The sequence below is a fragment of the Streptomyces sp. NPDC047880 genome, assembly GCF_040706515.1.
Lineage (GTDB): Bacteria > Actinomycetota > Actinomycetes > Streptomycetales > Streptomycetaceae > Streptomyces.
On record NZ_JBEZOK010000008.1, the window covers coordinates 39,524 to 60,484 of the forward strand.

Genomic DNA, 20,961 nt, shown 5'->3' on the forward strand with positions numbered 1-20,961 from the left:
CGCCCCCGCATGTGCACCCTGAATGCCCCGTGTGCCGGTGCGGCATGCCACCATCGTGCGGGCGGTGACCGGTGATACGAGACCAAGAAGAGACGATGAAGCAGCAGGGCGCGCACCCCGAGGACACGGAGGGCACCCCTGACGCTTCGTCGCGCCCGGGCACTCCGGAGGACCGTCCCAGGACGGCGGCGAAGAAGACCCGCGCACCCGCCCGGGAGCCGGAGTTCGCGCACATCGACGAGGTGGAGGGCGACGAACCGCTGCTCCCCGCGCGCGTGCACCGGCCGTCCGACCTGATGCGGCTGCTGGTGGGCGTGCTCGCCGTCGCGCTCCTGATCGGGATCGCCGCGTTCGCGCACGGCACCACCTCCGGCCTCGAACAGGACATCAACAAGGGCACCGGGCAGGCGCCCGACCTGCTCATCAAGATCGCGGGGCTGGCCTCCAGCATCGCGATCCTGCTGGTACCGGTCGCCTTCGCCATCGAGCGCCTGATCAAACGGGACGGGCTCCGCATCGCCGACGGCGTACTCGCCGCGGTCCTCGCCCACGGTGTGACCCTCGCCACGGACCTGTGGGTGGCCCGGGCCGCGCCCGATTCGATCCAGGAGGCGCTCACCCAGCCCTCCCCGGGTGACATCCACGCGCTGACCGATCCCGTGCACGGCTACCTGGCGCCGGTCATCGCCTATATGACGGCCGTCGGCATGTCCCGCAGACCGCGATGGCGCGCGGTGCTGTGGGTCGTGCTGCTCCTCGACGCCTTCTCGATGCTCGTCACCGGGTACACGACGCCGTTCTCGATCATCCTGACCGTGCTGATCGGCTGGACCGTCGCCTACGGCACGCTGTACGCGGTCGGCTCACCCAATGTCCGGCCCACCGGGCAGACCCTGATGGCCGGCCTGCGGACCGTCGGCTTCCGCCCGGTCAGCGCCTCACGCGAGGACACCTCGGACAACCCGGACACCGGGGACCGGGGCCGCCGCTACTTCGTCACCCTCGAGGACGGCCCGCCCCTCGACGTGACGGTCGTCGACCGCGAGCAGCAGGCGCAGGGCTTCTTCTACCGCGCCTGGCGCAACCTCACCCTGCGCGGCTTCGCCACCCGCAGCAGCCTCCAGTCGCTGCGGCAGGCCCTGGAGCAGGAGGCGCTGCTGGCGTACGCGGCGATCGCGGCCGGCGCCAACGCGCCCAAGCTGATCGCCACCTCCGAACTCGGCCCCGACGCGGTGATGCTCGTCTACGAGCACAGCGGCGGACGCACCCTCGACTCGCTGCCGGACGAGGAGATCACCGACGACCTGCTGCACGACACCTGGCACCAGGTGAAGGCGCTGCAGTCGCGGCGCATCGCGCATCGAAGGCTGGTGGGCGATGCCATCCTGGTGGATCGTTCCGGCAAGGTGATCCTCACCGACCTGCGCGTCGGCGAGATCGCGGCCGGTGACCTGCTGCTGCGCATGGACACCTCCCAGCTGCTGGTGACGCTCGGCCTCCGGGTGGGCGCTGAGCGGGCAGTGGCCTCGGCAGTGGGCGTGCTCGGGCCCGACGCCGTGGCGGACTGCCTGCCGATGCTCCAGCCCATCGCGCTCAGCCGCTCCACGCGCGCGACGCTGCGCAGACTGGCCCGGGAGCGGGCACAGCGCGAGCGCGACGCGGTCCTGGAGGCCTCCCGGCAGGCCAAGCAGGACCGCATGGAGGAACACGCGGACGAGTCCGCGCCCGTCCTGGAGAAGCCCGACAAGAAGGCCGTACGGGCGGAGCAGCGCGCCGAGAAACGGGCCATCGACGAGGCACTGGAGGAGGCGCGCGAGGAGGACCTGCTCACGCAGATCCGGCACGCGGTGCTGCGGATCAGGCCGCAGGCACCCGTCGAACCGGCCCGGCTGGAGCGGGTGCGTCCGCGCACGCTGATCAGCTTCATGGCCGGTGCGATCGGCGCGTACTTCCTGCTGACGCAGCTCACGCACATCGAGTTCGGGCCGCTCATCGCCAATGCCGAGTGGGGCTGGGTCGCCGCGGCCGTGCTGTTCTCGATGTGCAGCTACGTCGCGGCGGCGATGGCCCTGCTCGGATTCGTGCCCGAGCGGGTGCCATTCGTGCGGACGGTGGCGGCACAGGTCGCCGGATCGTTCGTGAAGATCGTCGCCCCGGCGGCGGTGGGCGGTGTCGCGCTGAACACCCGCTTCCTGCAGCGCGCGGGAGTGCGGCCGGGGCTCGCGGTGGCAAGTGTCGGCGCGTCGCAGCTGTTCGGGCTCGGCTGCCACATCCTGATGCTGCTGTCCTTCGGCTATCTGACCGGCACCGAGAAGACGCCGTCGCTGTCGCCGTCCCGGACGGTCATCGCCGGCCTGCTGACGGTGGCGGTGCTGGTGCTCGTGGTGACGTCCGTGCCGTTCCTGCGCAAGTTCGTCTCCACGCGCGTGCGGTCCCTGTTCGCGGGTGTCGTGCCGCGCATGCTGGACGTGCTCCAGCGGCCGCAGAAGCTGGTCACCGGCATCGGCGGCATGCTGCTGCTGACCGCCTGCTTCGTGATGTGCCTGGACGCCTCGATCCGCGCGTTCGGCGACGAGTCCACCTCGATCAGCATCGCCAGCGTCGCCGTCGTCTTCCTCGCGGGCAACGCCCTCGGGTCGGCGGCGCCGACGCCGGGCGGTGTGGGCGCGGTCGAGGCGACCCTGACGGTCGGTCTGATCGCCGTCGGTCTCCCGAAGGAGGTCGCGGCACCCGCGGTCCTGCTGTTCCGCCTCCTGACGCTGTGGCTGCCCGTCCTGCCGGGCTGGCTGGCCTTCAACCACCTCACACGCAAGCAGGCCCTCTGACCCGGCCGGAACCGGCGCGGGTCAGCCCCTCCGCATCCCGCCTCCAACGGCGCGGGGCAGCCCCTCCGCGTCCCACAGGACCGGCGCGGGTCAAGCCGTCCGACCCCGCCGGTCCAGCACCGGTCAGGCCGTCTGACCCCGCCGGTCCGGCACCGGTCAGGCCCTCCGGACCCGCCAGACCGGCGCGGGTCGGCAGCCCCTTCGGCCCGGCCGGCGAGCTCTCTCACGCCTCACTGAACCCTCCTACCTCTTACGGCACGCGCCCCCGCGCGCCCGGTCCTGGGCCGCCGCAGGATGGAACCATGCCAACCCTCCTCCGGCTGCGCGCCGCCGCCCTGACCGCCTCCGCCGTGTTGCTGTCCACCGTGCTGGCGGGCTGCGGCGACGACGCCAAGGACGAGGACGTGACCCGGCAGGAACTGAGCTGGAAGGCCTGCCCGGCCCCGGACGAGGCCCAGGGCGGCGGCCCGGCGCCCACTCCCCTGCCGGACGACGGTGAGTGGGAGTGCACCACGATGAAGGCCCCGCTCGACTGGAGCGACCCCAAGGGCGACACGATCGGACTCGAACTGATCAGGGTCAGGACCACCGGCACCGGGAACGAACGCATCGGCTCGCTCGTCTTCAACTTCGGCGGCCCCGGCGGCTCGGGCGTCGCCACGCTGCCCGCCTTCGCCAAGGACTACGAGAAGCTGCGCACCCGCTACGACCTGGTCAGCTTCGATCCGCGCGGCGTCGGCCGCAGCGACCCCGTGATCTGCGAGAACGACCAGCAGCTCGACGCGTACTTCCAGCAGGACGGCACCCCCGACGACGCCGCCGAACGCACCCAGCTCCTGGACAGCACCAAGGAGTTCAACGACGCCTGCGAGCAGAACTCGGAGCAGATCCTGCCGCACGTGCGCACCACCGACGCGGCCCGTGACCTGGACCTGATGCGCCAGGTCCTCGGCGACGACAAGCTGCACTACTTCGGCATCTCCTACGGCACCGAACTGGGCGGCGTCTACGCCCACCTCTTCCCCGAGCGGGTCGGCCGTGCCGTGTTCGACGCCGTCGTCGACCCCACCCAGGACCCCGAGCAGAGCTCGCTGGGGCAGACCAAGGGCTTCCAGCTCGCGCTCGACAACTTCGCCGAGGACTGTGTGTCGAAGACCGAGGAGTGCCCGATCGGCGACAGCGCGCAGGACGTGAAGGACCGCATCGCGCGGCTGCTTCACGACCTCGACCGCAAACCGATCCCGGGCATCTTCCCGCGGCAGCTGACCCAGACCGCGGCGACCAGCGGCATCTTGCAGGCCCTGTACTCGCAGGACTTCTGGGAGTTCCTCACCGACGGCCTGGAGGAGGCCTACGACGGTGACGGCAGCACCCTGATGCTGCTGTCCGACTCGATGAACGGACGCAGCGAGAACGGCGAGTACGACAACTCGACCGCCGCCTTCACCGCCATCGGCTGCGCCGACGCCAAACCGCGCTACGACGCCGCGTACGTCGAGCGGCGGCTGCCGGAGTTCCGGGCCGCGTCACCCCTGTTCGGCGACTCTCTGGCCTGGGGCATGATCGGCTGCACCGACTGGGCCGTCGCGGGCGCCGCCGACCACCCGGACGTCAGCGCTCCGGGCTCGGCGCCCATCCTGGTCGTCGGCAACACCGGTGACCCGGCCACGCCGTACGAGGGTGCGAAGGCGATGGTGAACGCGCTTGGCAAGGGCGTCGGGGTCGAGCTCACGTACCGGGGGCAGGGCCATGGCGCCTACGACAGCAAGAACCGGTGCGTGCAGGGTGCGGTCAACGGCTATCTGCTGGACGGGAAGGTGCCACCGACGGGGACCGTCTGCACCTGATTCTCCCAGCCATCTGACAAACTCGCAGGTCAAAGCGTTATCCACAGGCTGAAACGGCCGAAGCGGGATCTGCCTACCATGGCCTGACCGCCATCCGCGGCACGGAGCGGACGGCCGGCGAGGGGGGATGGGCAATGACACGCTTGGTTCGGTGGACCGCTCTGGCGGCCGCCGCGGCCCTGCTGACCGCGGGCTGCAGCGGCGGCACGTCCGACGACAACAGGAGCGGGCTCTCCTGGGGGCGCTGCAAGGCCACCGCCGACGGCCCGGCACCGAGCGGCGAATGGCAGTGCGCGACGCTGAAGGTGCCGCTGGACTGGTCGAAGCCGGACGGCGAGACGATCGGCCTGGGACTGATCCGCGCCAAGGCCCGTGGCGACGACCGCGTCGGGTCGCTGCTGTTCAACTTCGGCGGCCCGGGTGCCTCCGGCGTGTCCATGATGCCGTCGTACGCCCCGGCCGTCTCCTCCCTCCGTGAGCGGTACGACCTGGTGAGCTGGGACCCGCGCGGCGTGGGCGCCAGCGAGTCAGTGCGCTGCCGGGGCGACAAGGAGATCCAGTCCGCCGAGTCGGTGGACCTCACCCCGGACACTCCTGCCGAGGAGAAGGCGTACCTGGAGGACGCCGCCGACTTCGGCAAGGGCTGTCAGGAGGACGCCGGCAGGCTCCTGGCCCATGTCTCGACCGCCGACTCGGCCCGTGACATGGACCGCATCCGGGAGGCCCTCGGCGACGCCAGGATGAACTACTTCGGGATCTCCTACGGCACCGAACTGGGCGGCACCTACGCGCACCTGTTCCCGAAAAAGGTGGGGCGCATGACGCTCGACGCGGTCGTGGACCCCGGGGCGGACACCGTGGGCCACGCCGAGAACCAGGCCAGAGGCTTCCAGCGGGCGCTGGACAGCTACCTCGCGTCCACCGGGCAGGACCCTCAGAAGGGCTCGCGGAAGATCGCGGACCTGTTGAAGCGGATCGACGCCCGCCCTCTTCCCACGAGCGTGCCCGGGCGGAAACTGACCCAGTCCCTCGCGTTCACCGGCATCATTCTGCCGCTGTACAGCAAGGACAGCTGGCCCACGCTGACCGCCGCCCTCGACGCGGCCGAAAGGGGCGACGGCTCCGAGCTGCTGACCCTCGCCGACCGCTACAACGAACGCGACCCGTCGGGGCGCTACGGCACGACGACCCATTCCCAACGGGTCATATCGTGCCTGGACGACAAGCAGCGGCCGACCGTGACCGAGACGAAACGGCTGCTGCCCCGGTTCGAGAAGGTCTCCCCGGTCTTCGGGGCGTTCCTCGGCTGGGACACGGCCGGCTGGTGCCACGACTGGCCGGTGCCCGGACAGCACGACACCCCGGAGGTGAGCGCCCCCGGCGCGGCGCCGGTTCTGGTGGTCGGCAACACCGGCGACCCCGCCACCCCGTACGAGGGGGCGCGGAGGATGGCCGACGAACTGGGCAAGGGCGTCGGGGTGATGCTGACCTGGCGGGGCGAGGGGCATGGCGCGTACGGCAGCGGGAGCGACTGCGTCGACTCCACGGTGAACGCGTATCTCCTGGACGGTTCGGTACCGAAGAACGGCAAGGTCTGCTCATGACGACGGCGGGGGCTTCGGGCACTCGTGGCGCCAGAAGCCCCCGCCGTTCGGGAAGGGAGGCCGGATACGGCTCAGTACACCGGCTTGGACGGCTCGATCTGGTTGACCCAGCCGATCACGCCACCGCCGACGTGCACCGCGTCCGAGAAGCCCGCGGACTTCAGCACCGCGAGGACTTCCGCACTCCGGACACCCGTCTTGCAGTGCAGGACGATCTTCTTGTCCTGCGGAAGGCTCTCCAGGGCGGTGCCCATGAGGAACTCGTTCTTCGGGATCAGCCGTGCGCCCGGGATGGAGACGATCTCGTACTCGTTAGGCTCGCGGACGTCGATGATGTCGATGCTCTCGCCGTCGTCGATCCACTCCTTGAGCTGCTTGGGAGTGATCGTGGAGTCGGCGGCCGCCGCCTGGGCCTCCTCGGACACGACGCCGCAGAAGGCCTCGTAGTCGATGAGCTCGGTGACGGTCGGGTTCTCGCCGCAGACCGCGCAGTTCGGGTCCTTGCGGACCTTGACCTGGCGGTACTGCATCTCCAGGGCGTCGTAGATCATCAGTCGGCCGACCAGCGGGTCGCCGATGCCGGCGAGGAGCTTGATGGCCTCGTTGACCTGGATGGAGCCGATGGACGCGCACAGCACGCCCAGGACGCCGCCCTCGGCGCAGGAGGGGACCATGCCGGGGGGCGGGGGCTCCGGGTACAGGCAGCGGTAGCAGGGGCCGTGCTCGGACCAGAAGACGGACGCCTGGCCGTCGAAGCGGTAGATCGAGCCCCACACGTACGGCTTGTTCAGCAGCACGCAGGCATCGTTGACCAGGTAGCGGGTCGCGAAGTTGTCCGTGCCGTCGACGATCAGGTCGTACTGGCTGAAGATGTCCATCACGTTGTCGGCCTCGAGCCGCTCCTCGTGAAGGATCACGTTCACGTACGGGTTGATGCCCTTGACGCTGTCGCGCGCGGACTCGGCCTTGGGGCGGCCGATGTCGGCCTGGCTGTGAATGATCTGGCGCTGCAGGTTCGACTCGTCGACCTCGTCGAACTCCACGATGCCGAGGGTGCCGACGCCCGCGGCGGCCAGGTACATCAGCGCCGGCGAGCCCAGGCCGCCGGCGCCCACACACAGCACCTTGGCGTTCTTCAGCCGCTTCTGCCCGTCCATCCCCACATCGGGGATGATCAGGTGGCGGGAGTACCTGCGGACCTCGTCTACGGTGAGCTCGGAAGCCGGCTCGACCAGGGGTGGCAGCGACACGGGGACTCCGTTGGTCGGTCGATCACTACGGTTGTTCTCCCCGTAACAGTGCCATGCCCTTTTTCATTCCGAGACACCTGTTCCGATACGCGAGACGAATTCGTCCCAGTAGCCGGGCATGGCCTCCCAGGGGTCGGTGCGGCCGCCCCGGTCCGTGTGGTCGGTGATCCATACCGTCGCGGCGCCCTGCCAGCGGGCGATGCGCAGTGCCTCGGTCAGGTGGGGGCGGGGCACGCCGTGGACGAAGTGGCAGAAGCGCTCGGGAGAGTGGTCGGTGGTCCACTCGGCCACCTGCGACCAGCGGTAGTCGCTCCAGGGCCCGGAGAAGGTGACCAGCTGGTCGGCGAGCTCGACGTAGCCGGGATGCGGGTGGATGCCGTGGCCGAGGACGATGTGGGCAGCGTCACGGATCACGCGGAGCGTGGCGACCGTGCGGCGGATCTCGGGCAGCCCGGCGTGATCGGCGGGGCAGCGCTCAAGGAGGAAGCCGTCGACCCGGTACCAGTCGACGAACCGGTGGGCGTCCGAGATCAGCTCACCGAAGTTGCGGGTGCCGTATCGGGTGTCGAGGTGGCCGAGGACACGGATGCCCGCGTTGCGCAGGCGGCCGGCCGCCGCCAGGCAGTGCGGGTCGGGGCGCGTGCCGGGGCCGTCGTCCACGTTGAGGACCACCCAGTGCAGCGGGGTGCCGGGGCGGGTCAGTTCGCCCCATTCGGTGGGGGCGAGGAGGGGGTGCGCGTAGCCCGGGACTCCGACGCCGGGGCGCAGTTCCGTGCCGGCGGCGTGCCGCCGGGATCTGGTCAGATGCGGCATGCCGCCTCCATCCAGATGTCGGCGAGGGACTCCTCCAGTCCGATCCGGGGACGCCAGCCCAGCCGGTCGCGCGCGGTGCGCACGTCGGCCTGCTGCCAGCTGCCGCAGCCGTCCGGGTACGGGTACGCGACGGGGGGCGCGTGGTCCGGGTCGGGACGTGGGTGGCCGATGGCCGTGCGAAGGGCGCCGGGCGGACCGTCGAGTTCGTGGAGGGCGCCGCCGTATCCGGCGACCCGGGCGAGGACCGCGGCGGCATCGCGCAGGCGCACGGCGCGGCCGGAGCCGATGTTGATGACGCCCTGCGCCGCGGAGAGCGAGGCGGCATGGACGGCACGGGCCACGTCACGGACGTCCACGAAGTCGCGCTGGGCGCCGAGGCCGCCGAGTTTCAGCTCGCCGTCGCCGGACTGCATGGCACGGCGCATGGCCTCGGCGAGACGGCCCAGCGGGGAACCCGCGGGGGTGCCGGGTCCGGCCGGGGAGAAGACGCGCAGGACGACGGCGTCCAGACCGGAGCCGAGGACCAGTTCGGTGGCGGCGAGTTTGCTGACGCCGTACGGGCCGCCGGGCCGGGGCACCGCGTCCTCGGGGGTGGAGGAGCCGGGCTGGCTCGGGCCGTACTCCGCGCTGCAGCCGATCTGCACCAGCCGGGCGCCGCAGCCGCTGCGGCGCAGGGCCTCGCAGACGGTGGCGACGGCGACGGTGTTGTGGCGGGTGAGCTCGCGGGCCCCGCCGCGGGTGGCGCCGGCGCAGTTGACGACGACACCCGGGTGGACGGCGTCGAGGAAGCGGGTGAGGGCACCGGGGCTGCCGGAAGCGAGGTCGAAGCGGACGTCGGCGTCGTCACCACGGCCGAGGGCGGTGAGCTGCACGGCCGGGTCGGCGAGCAGGCGGTCGGCGACGAAGCGCCCGATGTAGCCGTTGGCTCCGATCAGCAGGACTCTCATCGCATGGCTCCCGGGGTCGCCGGGGTTCCTGGGTGGGTGATCATGCGGGTGCTCCTCGAAGTGAAAAGGAAGGGAGGAAGGCAGGTAAGAGACGGGACCTGTCTGTGGCCGTGGGGCCGATGCCGGTGGTGGTCACCCGGCGGGCTCCGACGGTGCGTGCGCCGAGGCCCGGGTGAGCTTGCGGACCGCGTGGACCAGGAGGGCCAGGGCCGCGGCTGTGCAGGCGAGGGCGGGGACGCTGCCGGCGCCCCCGGCGGTGACGAGCGTTTCGACGGGGACGGCCAGAAAGCCGAGGCCGGGGAGGCTGGAGGCGAAGACGGTGGCGAGGGCGGCCGCCTCCGCCGTGGCCACCGCGGCGAGGACCACGGCGGGGGCGTAGGTGAAGCCGTGCGTGGTGAGGAGGCGGGCCAGGAACAGGAGGGCGCCCAGGGCGAGGACTTGGAGGTAGGCCGCGGGCTCGTCGAGGGCTGCCGAGCAGAGAGTCAGAAGGCCCGCCAGGGCACCCATGAACAGGGCGAACGTGCCGAGCAGGAGAGGACGTACGGCGGCGGCGAAGTCCTCCAGGCCACGGCTGGACGCGAGCTTGCGGCGGGCGCGCACGGTGAGGAGGTGCGCGGTCCAGGCGGCGGGCGCGCAGGCCAGGGCGAGGGCCAGGACCGGCGTGGCCGTGAGGGGCCAGGGGCCGCCGGGCGAGCCGGTGGGCAGGGCGTCGGGGCCGCCGGCGAGAGCGTTGCGGAGCAGACCGTCCCCCAGGAGGGAGTAGGCGACGAGCCACAGAGTCCAGGGAGTGGTCCTGCCGGAGGCTGCGCCGGGTCGCGGCCCGGGCCGGTCCGGGTCGGTCCTGCTCAGGGGGCCCTGGCGCAGGGCCGCGCGGAGAGCCAGGGCCACGGCGAGGGCGCCGGCCACACCCGCGAACAGGCGCGACTGCCCTCGGGTGAGCTGCAGCGCGGCCGCGGCGGCTGCGCACAGCGCACCGGGCAGGAGGGTCAGGAGGACCCAGTCGGCACGCACCCGGGGCGGGGCTGCCGGCGTGGGCAGGGGGGTGTCACCGTCCCGTGAGACCCGTGCGTACATCTCCTCGGCGAGGGAGAAGACGTCGCGGTGGCGGAAGCGGGCGGCGGTCCGCTCGGTGATGCCGTGTGCCTCCAGACCCGCGGCGATCTCCAAGGGGTCCACCGCACGCTCGCACAGCTCACGGTGCCGGTGCATCAGCGCCTTGACCGGGTCGCCGGCACCCCGGCGCGTGGGGGAGGCCTTGCGATCGACGGCCGTCTCCCGGCTCGCGGGCACGCTGCCCTCGGCGGCGGGCTCCTCCGCCCCGGACGTCTCACACGAGGCCGTCTCCCGCGAGGCTGCCGGCTTCCGGCTTCTGGGCACGTTGCCTTCGGTGACCGCTTCCGGTGCCGTGGGGTCCAGTTCGTCCAGGTCGCTCATCACGCACCCTCCGGGGTGGGGACGGGGGTGGTGGCGCGCACGGGCCTGCCCGCTGCCCAGCCGGGGCCGCTGCGGGCGGCGAGGCGGGGTGACGCGGCGGTCCAGTGGACGGGGACGTGGGCCTCGGCGGGAACCGCGAACGGCAGCGGTGCCCCCGCCCTGTCGAGGAGGACACGGCGGACGGGCGCGCGCGAGACGATCTCCAGGTAAATGCCGTGAAATGCCTCGACGTTCTGCTCGACCGTGAACAGTTCGAGCGCGCGGGCACGGGCGGCGGCGCCCAGGCGCGCACGGCGCTGCGGGTCGCGCAGCAGCGCCACGCACGCCTCCGCGAGCGCCTGTGGATTGCGCGGCGGTACGACGAGCCCCGTGCCACCGATGACCTCCACGACCGCGCCGACGTCCGTGGACACCGTCGCACTCCCGCAGAACATCGCCTCGACGAGGCCGACGGGAAAGCCCTCGACCACGCTGGACAGGACGGTCACCGCGCCCGAGGCGTAGACGTCTGCGGCAACCGGGAGTTCCGGGCCGCCGATCTCCTCGAAGGACACCGGATTGTCACCGGCGACGTGCGGGCCCTCGGCCTCGTCGGGGAAGAGCTGGGCGGCCAGGGTCCTGCAGTGACCGAGGTAGGCCGCACCCTCGGGGCCGGCGGGGGCACCCACGATGCGCAGGCGGGTCCTCGGCTCCTGCTTGCGTACCTCCGCGAAGGCGTGCAGGAGCGAGACCAGGTCCTTGGCGGGCTCGACGCGGCCGACCCAGACGAGCGTGTCCGGATCCGCGCGGTCCGGCGACTCGCCCACCTCGGCGAAGGGCCGTGCGTCCATGCCGGGGTAGACCGTGCGGAGCTTGGCGCGGTCGGCGCCGCAGCGCTCCTGCCAGCGGCGGGTGTGGACGTTGCCGGCGGTGACGAACTCCGCCCGCGCGTAGGCCTCGGCGGCGAGCCGGCCCTGGAAGGCAGCCACCAGGGTCCGTTCGGCGGGTGGGGCGTCGGGAGCGGTGAGGTAGTGCGTCCGCAGGCGCACGCCGTACTCGGTGACCATCAGGGGGACGCCGGTGAAGTGCCGGGCGAGCAGGCCGGGCAGGGCCGCCGCGCCGCCGGACGCGGCGTGGCAGAGGTCGACCGCGCCCAGCCCGTCGTCCTCGTACCAGTCGAGGGAGAGGGGGCGCAGGGCGCGTTCCAGGTGTGCGGCGACGGCGAGCAGGTCCGGTACGCGCGCCTGGCGCGCCGCACGGTGGGCGCCGGGCGCACGACAGGCGCGTTCCAGGGTGCGCACGGCGGCTTCCGACCGGAGGGCTCCCGCCAGCCCGCCTTCCTCACGGGCGAGTTCGGCGAGCCCGTACAGAGCGGTGGCGAAACGGTCCGCCTCAGTGGTCAACGCACCTCCACCGGACCCCCCGGCGGCAGGGGAGGCTCCCCCCGGCCCGTCGCACAGCACGGCGGCCAGCTCCGCGAAGTACTCGGTGAACCGCCGGCGTGCGCGGCGCCCGAGCACCACCTCGTCGTCCTCCGCCATCCACAGGGACGCGGTGCGCACCCTGCGGACGTTCGGCGACAGCGGGACCCAGCCCTCGTCCTCCTGGTGCTCGCTGCGGCTGAGCGCGTAGACGTCGAACTCGTGCTGGGCGAGTCCGCGCACCAGCCGGTCGCACCAGAGCCTGGCGTCACCGCTCACATACGGATACCCACCCTCCGTAAGCAGTCCGATGCGCACGAGTGCACCCCCGATCTCCCGTATGGGGAGCCGCCGTTGTCCGGCGGCTCGCAGCGGGACGAACGTATGCGGACAAGGCGGTGGTGCGACGGACGGTTGTCCGTCGCACCACCAAAAGGGGTGAACGGTCGTAACTTTCCCGTGCAGGTCGCGTTCTGTCGCGCTAGGAGATCAAGCGGACACCGATCGTCATGCGGCGGCCAACTCCCGTCGCTGTGCCCGGCGTCGCGCGGCGACCTGCGGATCGAGCGCCGGCACCGCGGCCAGCAGCTGCCTGGTGTAGGGGTCGCGCGGTGACTCGTACACCTCCCCGACGGGCCCTTCCTCGACGATCCGGCCGCGTCGCATCACCGCGACCCGGTCGCTGACCTGGCGGACGACGGCCAGGTCGTGGGCGACGAAGACAAGTGCGAGCCCGAGCTCGCGCTGCAACTCCCCCAGCAGGTCGACCACATGGGCCTGGGTGGTGACGTCGAGGGCCGAGACCGGCTCGTCACAGACGATGACCCGCGGATCGGCCGCGAGCGCCCGGGCGATGCCGACCCGCTGGCGCTGTCCGCCGCTGAACTCATGGGGGTATCGGTCGTGGTGTGCCGCTTCGAGCCCCACGCGCTCCAGCAGTTCACCCACGCGCTCCCGGATGCGCCCCTCGTGCCGCTCACCCCGTGCGCGCAGCGGGTCGGCGATGGACTCGCCCACGCTGCGGCGGGGGTTGAGGGAGGAGACCGGGTCCTGGAAGACCATCTGTACGGCCGGGTCCACCCCGGTGTGCGCGCGGCCCTCGAAGTTCAGCGATCCCGCCGTCGGCTCCAGCAGCCCGACGAGCATGCGCCCGAGGGTCGTCTTGCCGCTGCCGCTCTCGCCGACGATCCCGAGGGTCTCGCCGCGGCGCAGGGTCAGCGACACGTCGTCCACGGCCGTGAACGCCCGCTTCCCGCGCCCGAACTCCCGTCGCAGGCCGGTCGCCTCCAGGACGGCCTCCTCGGGGGCCGCCGAGGCCTTGCGCGGCGCGTCCAGCCGGGGAACCGCGGCGAGCAGTTCCCGGGTGTACGGCTGGGCCGGGGAGCCCAGCACGTCGGCGGCCGGGCCGTGTTCGACCGCCCGGCCGTGCCGCATCACCAGCACCTCGTCGACGCTCTCGGCGGCGACGCCCACGTCGTGCGTGACGAGCAGCAGGCCCATACCGGTCTCCTCGCGCAGGGTGTGCAGCAGGTCGAGGACCTGGGCCTGGATGGTCACGTCGAGGGCGGTCGTCGGCTCGTCGGCGATCAGCAGCCGGGGTTCGCAGGCGAGTGCCATGGCGATCAGGGCGCGCTGGCGCATGCCGCCGCTGAACTCGTGCGGCCGGGACCGGGACCGCCGGGCCGCGTCCGGGATGCCCACCCGGTCGAGGACCTGCACGGCACGCGCGCGTGCCGCCCGCCGGGACGCCCGCGCGTGCACGCGGTACACCTCGGCGATCTGGTCGCCGATCGCGTAGTACGGGTCGAGGGAGGACAGCGGATCCTGGAACACCATGGCGGCCCGCCCGCCGCGCAGCCGCCGCAACTCCTCGTCGGAGGCCCGCTGCACGTCGGTGCCGGCCACCTCGACCGAGCCCTCGACCCGCGCGCCCGTGCCACGGTGCAGGCCGAGCAGCGCGGACGCCACGGTGGACTTGCCGGAACCGGACTCGCCGACCAGGGCCAGGGCGGCGCCCTCCTCCAGGCTGAAGGAGAGTCCGTCGACGGCGCGCAGCGCGCCGAACTCCACACTGAGACCGGTCACCTCGACCAGGCTCATGTCAGCACCACCCGTCGGTCGGCCACCGCGTACAGGACGTCCGCGACGGCGTTGGCGAGGACCACGAAGAATCCGATGACCAGGACCATGCCGACCACGACCGGCAGGTCGACGACCTTGACGGCATGGACGAGTTCCTGTCCGATGCCGGGCAGGCCGAACAGCGTCTCGGTGAGCACCGCGCCGCCGATCGCCGACCCGACGTTGTTGGCGTTGAGCGCGATGACCGGCGCGAACGCGCCGCGCAGCGCGTGCCGTCCGACGATCGACCGTTCGCCGACGCCGTAGGCACGGAAGGTGCGGATGTGGTCCTCGGCGAGCGTCTCCAGCATCGAGGCCCGGGTCAGCCGGGCGAACGCGGCCGCCTCGATGAGGGCGAGCGACAGCCAGGGCAGCAGCAGGTTCCACGCCCACTGCTCGGGGTCGTCGGTGAGGGCGACGTACTGCGGGAAGGGGAGCAGTTGCAGCTCCCCGCAGACGACGATCATCAGGACCAGGCCGATGACGAAGACCGGGGTGGCCGTGCCGGCGAGGGTGAGGCCGGTCAGCACCCGCTCGGAGAACCGGCCGCGCCGCCAGGCGGAGAGCACGCCGGTGCCGACCCCGAGGATCAGCCAGAGCACCATCGCCCCGGCCACCAGGGACAGACTGACCGGGAGCTTCGCCCAGATCAGCTGCGTGACCTGCTGGTCGCTCTGGTACGACAGGCCGAGGCAGGGCGCGGAGCAGTGCTGGACGGACGTGCCGGTCGAGTGGTCCTGGCCGGCGACGAGGCCCTGGAGGAAGTGCCCGTAGCGCACGACCAGCGGGTCGTCGAGGTTCAGCTGCCGGGCCACCTGGTGCACCTGTTCCGGTGAGCAGCGCGGGCCGCAGGTGATCTGGGCGACGTTGCCGGGGGTGGCGTAGAAGACGACATAGACGATCACCGAGATGGCGAGCAGGGTGACGGCGGCGCCGACGGTGCGGCGCAGGACGAAGCCGGTGAACCCGGTCATGCCGTGCCTCCCTCGGCCGCCTTCGACTCCCGCCTGCGTCCCGTGCCGACGCGCAGCCGGGAGGCCGCACGGGGGTCGAGGGCGGTGCGGACGCCGTCGCCGAGGACCGTGAGGGCGAGCACCGTGACGAACAGGGCGCCCGCGGGCAGCAGCAGGTACTGCGGGGCGGCCTGGTACCAGACGTCGGCGGCGGTGAGCATCTGTCCCCAGGAGGGTGTCGGCGGTTTCACGCCCACGCCGAGGAAGGAGAGCGCGGCCTCGACGGTGATGTTCGTCGGGACGAGCAGGGCGGCGTAGGTGATGACGGGTGCGGCGATTCCGGGCAGGAGTTCGCGGCGGGCGATGCTCCAGGTGCCCCAGCCGCTGAGCCGGGCCGCGGAGACGTGGTCGAGTTCCTTGAGGGTGAGGGTCTGCGCGCGCACGATCCGGGCGATGTTGCCCCAGCCGATCAGGCCGATGACCAGCGCGACGAGCACGGGTCGCGGGAAGCTCGACGGCACGATCGCGAGCAGCGCCAGCGACATGATCATGAGCGGCATGGCGACGATGACGTCCGTGAACCGGCTCAGCAGTTGATCGACCCATCGTTTGCCGAGCGCGGCCGCGACACCCAGGGTGATGCCGATGGCGACCTGCACGACGGTCGCGGCCAGGGCGACGCCCAGCGACACGCGCGCCCCGTACACCAGCCGCGCGAACAGGTCACGGCCGGTCTGCGGTTCGACGCCGAACCAGTGGTCGGCGCTCGCTCCGCCCAGGGATCCGACGGGCACGCCGCCGCGCGCGGAGTCCACGAGGGACGGGTGGTAGGTGGTCGGGTCCTGGCCCTCGACGGCGGTGAGCAGCGGCGCGGCGAGCGCGACCAGGACGAGCAGCGCGACGACTCCGGCCGCGACGAGGGCGGCGCGCTGCGTGCGCAGCCGCCGCCAGAACTGACGGGCCCCCGAGGCGGCCGGGACGACAGGATCCGTCCCGGCCGCCTCGGCGGCGAGAAGTGCCTCACTCACGGCGTCACTTCACCGCGACCTGCGAGATGTCCAGCACACCGGTCCAGTCGCTGATCACGACGTTCTTGACGTCCTTGCCGACCAGTCGCTTGTAGACGGGGTGGAACAGCGGCACCGTCAACGCCTTCTCCCCGATCTTCTGGTCCAGTGCACCCCACCTCTTGGCGGCCTGGTCAAGATCCGTCAACTTGTTGATCGCGTCGATCTCGGCGTTGACCGACTTGTCGTTCAGCTGGCCGGTGTTGAAGTTCGCGCCGCCCTTGACGATCTGCCGGCCGTCGAAGATCGGGGCGAGGAACGGACCGCCGGAGGGCCAGTCGGCACCCCAGTGGGCGAGGAAGAAGCCGGGCTCGGACTTCACGTCGTGGATCTTGTCGGAGTAGTCGTTCTCCTCCAGGCCCTGCAGCTTGACCGTGATGCCTGCCTTCTTGAGCGCGTCCTGGACGGCGGTCGCGATCTCGGGGCTGGTCTCGAAGTCCTTGGCGTTGGAGTGCGTCAGCGTGACGGTGAGGCCCTTCGCGTATCCGGCCTCCTTCAGCAGCTGCTTGGCCTTGGCCGGGTCGCCGGCCTTGCCCGCCGGGAAGTGGTCGTAGGGCGTGTACCCGAAGGACTTCTGGTCGGGCAGGAAGGTGGTGGCGGGCTCGGCCAGCGCGGACCCGCCCGCGGCGTTGACCACGGACGACCGGTCGATGGCGTACGAGATCGCCTGGCGCACCTTGGCGTTGTCGAACGGCTTCGTCTTCGGGTTGAACGCGATGTAGTTGGTGTAGCCGAAGTGCCCGGTGCCGACGCGGGAGGCGAGGTCCTTGTCGCCGGTGACCTTGGCCAGCTCGGCCGGGCCGAGGTTGGTGTCCGTGGTGACCGCGGCGGCGTCCGCTCCCTGGGAGGCGGACAGCCGCTGGTTGATCACGGACGAGTCGAGCCCGGACCGCACGTCGATCTTGTCCGGGTAGGCCTTGCGCTCGGCGTCGGTCGCGGCGGACCAGTGCGGGTTGCGCTCCAGGATCAGCCGCTCTCCGTCGTTGTCGTTCTGCACGACCTTGTACGGCCCGGAGGAGACCGGGTGCTCCTCGTACTTGGTGCCGGTGTCCTTGCTCTTCGGGACGGGCGTGAACTGCGTCTGCGTGGCGAGGTAGGGGAACTCGCCCTCGGGCTTGTTCAGATGGAAGACGATGGTCCGCTCGTCCGGCGTCTCGATCGCGTCGAGGCCCTTCTTGTCCTTGTACGGGCCCTGGTAGTCGGCGGCCCCGACCAGCCAGTCCCGCAGGTAGGGGGCGCCGCCCGACAGCTCGGGGGCGAAGGAGCGCTCGATGCCGTACTTGATGTCGGCCGAGGTGATCGCAGTGCCGTCCTCGTACGTCAGGCCCTTCTTCAGGGTGTACGTCCACACGGTCGCGTCCTTGTTGGGACGCCCGGTGTCGGTGGCGAGGTCGGGGACGACCTTCGCGCCGGCGGCGCCGTTCTCGCGGTTGCGCGTGGTGAGCGTACGGAAGACCAGGGACGGGACGTTGCCGCCGCCGGAGGTGTACAGGCGGGCCGGGTCGAAGTCCTGCTGCGGATTGGCGTTCAGCACGGTGAGCGTGCCGCCCTTGTGAGGCGTCGAGTCACCGGCGGCACCCTTGGCATCGTTGTCCTCCGGCCCGCAGGCGGCGGCGCCCGCTGCCAGGACCAGGCTGACGGATGCCGCGGCCACGCGGCGCGCTGTGACGGACGGTTGGCGCATCGGAATGACGACCTCTCGGAAGGCGCCCCGGACCACGATTTCTCGTATCGCGAGACGAAAAGACAAAGAGTGAGACGGAAGAAGACAGACGTCTGCCCGGCGCCGAGTCGTCGGGAAAGCCGTGACCGGGTCACGGGGAGAGTGAGCGACGCGCGCCGGGGGCGGGCGTCAGCAACAGTGAACGTCGGCCACGCAGAGCGCTGTCACGCCGATGAGCGCCAGCTCGATGGCGGCGCATGCGCAGACGTGACGGGGCGACATGCTCAGAAATATGATCGAACTTCCCGAGCATGTCAACGCGAGCCGCGCCACATCCCGTGGGGCGCCTGTCAACTCCGGGGGTACGCCCAGGCGTTGGCGCGGCAGTGGATGCCGTCGTGGTCGAGGAACTTGGTCTGCTGCTGCATGACCGGGGCCAGGTCGCCGTCCTTGTCGCAGGTGACGTGGTTGTAGCCGAGACGGTGGCCGACCTCGTGGTTGATCAGCATCTGCCGGTAGGCGTGGATGTTGCCGTCGCCGTAGGTCTCCGAGCCCTGCGCCCACCGGTAGGCGTTGATCATCACGCGCTCGGTCGCGGCCGAGTCGCAGGAGACGTTGTCCTCGGTGGTGTCCAGACCCGACTTGGCACACCAGTCGGCGGTCGTGCCGGGGCTGGCGAGGGTGATCACGAAGTCGGGCTTGCCGGAGTAGATGCGCTCGAAGGTGCGCGCGCCGTTGTGGGCCCAGCTGCGCTGGTCGTTGAGGGTCTTCTGCACGGCCTCGGCGAACAGCGCGCCGTCCAGTCCGAGCCCTTGCTCCACGTCCACGCGGTAGGTGAACTTCTGCCCGGCGCCCGGCGCCTTGGCGATGCCGGGGACGGCGTCGAACTTCCCGGAGCCGCTGAGGGTGGCGCCGAGCGGGTACGTCCTGCTCATCTTCTCGTCGTACGTCAGCGGCACGGCTTCGGGCGCGGGTGCCCTGTCGTCCGCGCGCGACGCGGGGTCGCGGAGGTCGCGGGCCTGGTCGGTGGCGGACTGCGACTGCACGCCGGCGCCACCGCCGTTGTCGTCGGCGACCTGCCCGGCGACGATGACGGCCAGCACGGTGGTGACGGCCGCGGCCGCGATGCCGGTGAAGGCACGGCCCTTGCCGCCCTTGCCCGGCGCGGGCGTGCCGGTGGGCCCCGCGTCGTCGTGGCCGGACCCGGAGTCGGCGGGGGTGCCGGCGTTCCAGTCCGCGACGGAGGCATAGGCGTCCGCGGCGTGCGCGGAGGCGGGCGTGCGGGGCGCGAAGACGTCGTCCTCCTCGTCGACGAAGGCCTCGATGTAGTCCTGCCGCGGCCCGGGCACGGATGCCCGGCGCTGCCGCGGTATGGGCACAGCGCCCCCGGCGGTCCCCCCGCCGTCCCCCCTCAACTCACCCCAGCCGCCCCCGGCCTCCCGCTGCTCGGGATGCCCACCACGCGTGTGCGGGAAGCCGTGCGCCGGGGTGCCGTCCGGCAGCCGCGGAACACCCTGCGCGGGAGTCCCGTCCGGGAACCGGGGGACACCACGCGCCGCAGTGCCCTCAGCCGGCCGCGGTACCCCGTGTGCGGGAGTGCCGTCGGGAAGGCGCGGTGTTCCGCGTGCCGGTGTGCCGTCGGGCAGGCGTGGGAGGCCCTGGGCCGGTGTGCCGTCCGGGTGCCAGCCGTCGGGCAGGCGCGGCAAGCCGTGCGGCGGTGTCCCCTGGGCGGGCGCGGGCCGCGGCCCCGGCACCCGGCGCGGGGCCTGCGGCGGCCAGCCGCCCTGCGGGGCACCGGGCGGTGCGGTCCTGCCTCCCCGGCCGGCGTCCGGCGGGTGGCCCTGGACCTGGCCCGGCATCGGACCCTTCGCGGGCCCGGCCCGGCCGTCCCGTGCTGCGGTCGTGTCCGCGGTGTCGCCCTTGACGACCGGTCCGCGGCGGCTGTGGCGTCCCACGTCGCGCCTCAGCCCCCCATGCTCTCGTCGGTACCCGATGCACCGACGGCGTCGCCCCCGGTGTCCGCCCGGCCGGCCCGCCTCACCCGCCGCGTGCCCGACTCGCCCGCGTCGTCGAGGAGTTCACGAAAAGCCGTGGCCACGGTCTCCGGGTACTCCATCATCGCCACATGGCCCGCATCGGGCAATGTCACGAGCCGGGAGTCGCGGAAGGCCCGGGCCGCCTTCTGGGCCATGCGGAAGCCGACGAGCTGGTCACGGCCGCCGTAGACGAGCAGGGTGGGTGCGAGGACTCGTTCCGCCTGGCGCCACAGCCCCTGCTGTCCGCCCAGCGTGTAGGCGTTGACGATCCCGCGCGCCGAGCGCGCCATCGCGTCCCAGAAGTACGGCAGCCGCTGCCGCCGCTCCATCTCCTGTACCGCGTTGCGGAACCCTTCCGCCGACACCCGCCCGGGATCCCCGTAGCACAGCGCCATCACGCCACGGACCCGCTGCTCCGCCGTCCACCCCCGGGTGAGCCGGGTGAAGAGCAGGGCGACGCCCGGCACCGCCAGCAGCCCGGTCGGCACGGCGGTGCGCTGCACTCGGATTTCCGGCAGAGCGGGCGACACAAGCGTGAGCGTACGGACCAAGTCGGGCCGAACCGCGGCGACACGGGTGGTGATGGCGCCACCGAGCGAGTTCCCGAACAGGTGCACGGGGCCGCGTCCGGCGACGTCGAGGTAGCGGATGACCGCGCGGGCGTGGGCCGTGACGGAGTAGTTGCCGTCGTCCGGGGGCGGGGAGTCGCCGAAGCCGGGCAGGTCGAGGGCCTCGCCGTCGACGGTACCGTCCAGCAGGGCCATCAGCGCCGACCAGTTCTGCGAGGAGCCGCCGAGCCCGTGCACGTACAACGCGGGAGGCAGTCCTTCGCGCGCCGGCGGCCGCGACCGCATCGTGAGCGTGACACCGGGCAGCTCGACCGACCTCAGCCGCTCGCCCTCCGCGACCCGGACGGTCCCCACCTTCGGCAGCACATTGGCGGGCGGCACGAACGGCAGCTCGGTCGAAGACATGCGGCAATGTTACGAGACGATCACGCA

Annotated in this window: 15 protein-coding genes; 3 read left to right on the forward strand and 12 right to left on the reverse strand. The window is 72.0% G+C overall.

Features of this window, described 5'->3' with window-relative positions:
- The first annotated feature begins 95 nt into the window (after window positions 1-95).
- The 3 genes from AB0937_RS14755 to AB0937_RS14765 all read left to right on the forward strand — a co-directional run bounded on the left by AB0937_RS14755 (window position 96) and on the right by AB0937_RS14765 (window position 6,276).
- Window positions 96-2,825, forward strand: a complete 2,730-nt coding sequence (locus AB0937_RS14755; protein WP_366711919.1) for a lysylphosphatidylglycerol synthase domain-containing protein — start codon at window positions 96-98, stop codon at window positions 2,823-2,825.
- A gap of 302 nt (window positions 2,826-3,127) precedes the next feature.
- Window positions 3,128-4,672 carry an alpha/beta hydrolase gene (locus AB0937_RS14760; protein ID WP_366711921.1) on the forward strand — a complete coding sequence of 515 codons (1,545 nt, stop codon included), beginning with the start codon at window positions 3,128-3,130 and terminating at the stop codon, window positions 4,670-4,672.
- A 134-nt stretch (window positions 4,673-4,806) separates the two neighbouring features.
- On the forward strand, window positions 4,807-6,276 hold the full coding sequence (locus AB0937_RS14765; RefSeq protein ID WP_366711923.1) for an alpha/beta hydrolase: 1,470 nt from the start codon (window positions 4,807-4,809) through the stop codon (window positions 6,274-6,276).
- A 71-nt stretch (window positions 6,277-6,347) separates the two neighbouring features.
- Here AB0937_RS14765 and moeZ read toward each other — a convergent pair whose 3' ends face one another.
- The 12 genes from moeZ to AB0937_RS14825 form a co-directional block, all read right to left on the reverse strand.
- Window positions 6,348-7,526, reverse strand: coding sequence for an adenylyltransferase/sulfurtransferase MoeZ (gene moeZ / locus AB0937_RS14770; RefSeq protein WP_031112256.1), 1,179 nt, complete (start codon window positions 7,524-7,526; stop codon window positions 6,348-6,350).
- A 63-nt stretch (window positions 7,527-7,589) separates the two neighbouring features.
- Window positions 7,590-8,339 (reverse strand): spherulation-specific family 4 protein, encoded by a 750-nt coding sequence (locus tag AB0937_RS14775; protein WP_366711924.1) that lies wholly within the window; start codon window positions 8,337-8,339, stop codon window positions 7,590-7,592.
- Window positions 8,327-9,286, reverse strand: a complete 960-nt coding sequence (locus AB0937_RS14780; protein ID WP_366711925.1) for an NAD-dependent epimerase/dehydratase family protein — start codon at window positions 9,284-9,286, stop codon at window positions 8,327-8,329. The genes AB0937_RS14775 and AB0937_RS14780 overlap by 13 nt, the downstream gene beginning before the upstream one ends.
- Before the next feature lie 132 nt (window positions 9,287-9,418).
- Window positions 9,419-10,720 (reverse strand): hypothetical protein, encoded by a 1,302-nt coding sequence (locus AB0937_RS14785; protein WP_366711926.1) that lies wholly within the window; start codon window positions 10,718-10,720, stop codon window positions 9,419-9,421.
- Window positions 10,720-12,438 carry a DUF3492 domain-containing protein gene (locus AB0937_RS14790; RefSeq protein ID WP_366711928.1) on the reverse strand — a complete coding sequence of 573 codons (1,719 nt, stop codon included), beginning with the start codon at window positions 12,436-12,438 and terminating at the stop codon, window positions 10,720-10,722. The genes AB0937_RS14785 and AB0937_RS14790 overlap by 1 nt, the downstream gene beginning before the upstream one ends.
- 189 nt (window positions 12,439-12,627) lie before the next feature.
- Window positions 12,628-14,220 (reverse strand): ABC transporter ATP-binding protein, encoded by a 1,593-nt coding sequence (locus tag AB0937_RS14795; protein WP_366711929.1) that lies wholly within the window; start codon window positions 14,218-14,220, stop codon window positions 12,628-12,630.
- Window positions 14,217-15,215, reverse strand: coding sequence for an ABC transporter permease (locus AB0937_RS14800; RefSeq protein WP_366711930.1), 999 nt, complete (start codon window positions 15,213-15,215; stop codon window positions 14,217-14,219). The genes AB0937_RS14795 and AB0937_RS14800 overlap by 4 nt, the downstream gene beginning before the upstream one ends.
- Entirely contained in the window at window positions 15,212-16,222 is a 1,011-nt protein-coding gene (locus AB0937_RS14805; protein WP_366711931.1) for an ABC transporter permease, read from the reverse strand. The genes AB0937_RS14800 and AB0937_RS14805 overlap by 4 nt, the downstream gene beginning before the upstream one ends.
- A 4-nt stretch (window positions 16,223-16,226) precedes the next feature.
- Entirely contained in the window at window positions 16,227-17,945 is a 1,719-nt protein-coding gene (locus tag AB0937_RS14810; RefSeq protein ID WP_366711932.1) for an ABC transporter substrate-binding protein, read from the reverse strand.
- Window positions 17,946-18,113: 168 nt separating this feature from the next.
- Window positions 18,114-18,206, reverse strand: a complete 93-nt coding sequence (locus AB0937_RS14815) for an Ms4533A family Cys-rich leader peptide (RefSeq protein WP_366711933.1) — start codon at window positions 18,204-18,206, stop codon at window positions 18,114-18,116.
- A 68-nt stretch (window positions 18,207-18,274) separates the two neighbouring features.
- A complete protein-coding gene (locus AB0937_RS14820; RefSeq protein WP_366711934.1) occupies window positions 18,275-19,879 on the reverse strand; it encodes a DUF3152 domain-containing protein in 1,605 nt (534 codons plus the stop codon).
- 8 nt (window positions 19,880-19,887) lie between these two features.
- Window positions 19,888-20,934 carry an alpha/beta hydrolase gene (locus AB0937_RS14825; RefSeq protein WP_366711936.1) on the reverse strand — a complete coding sequence of 349 codons (1,047 nt, stop codon included), beginning with the start codon at window positions 20,932-20,934 and terminating at the stop codon, window positions 19,888-19,890.
- Between the last annotated feature and the right edge of the window lie 27 nt (window positions 20,935-20,961).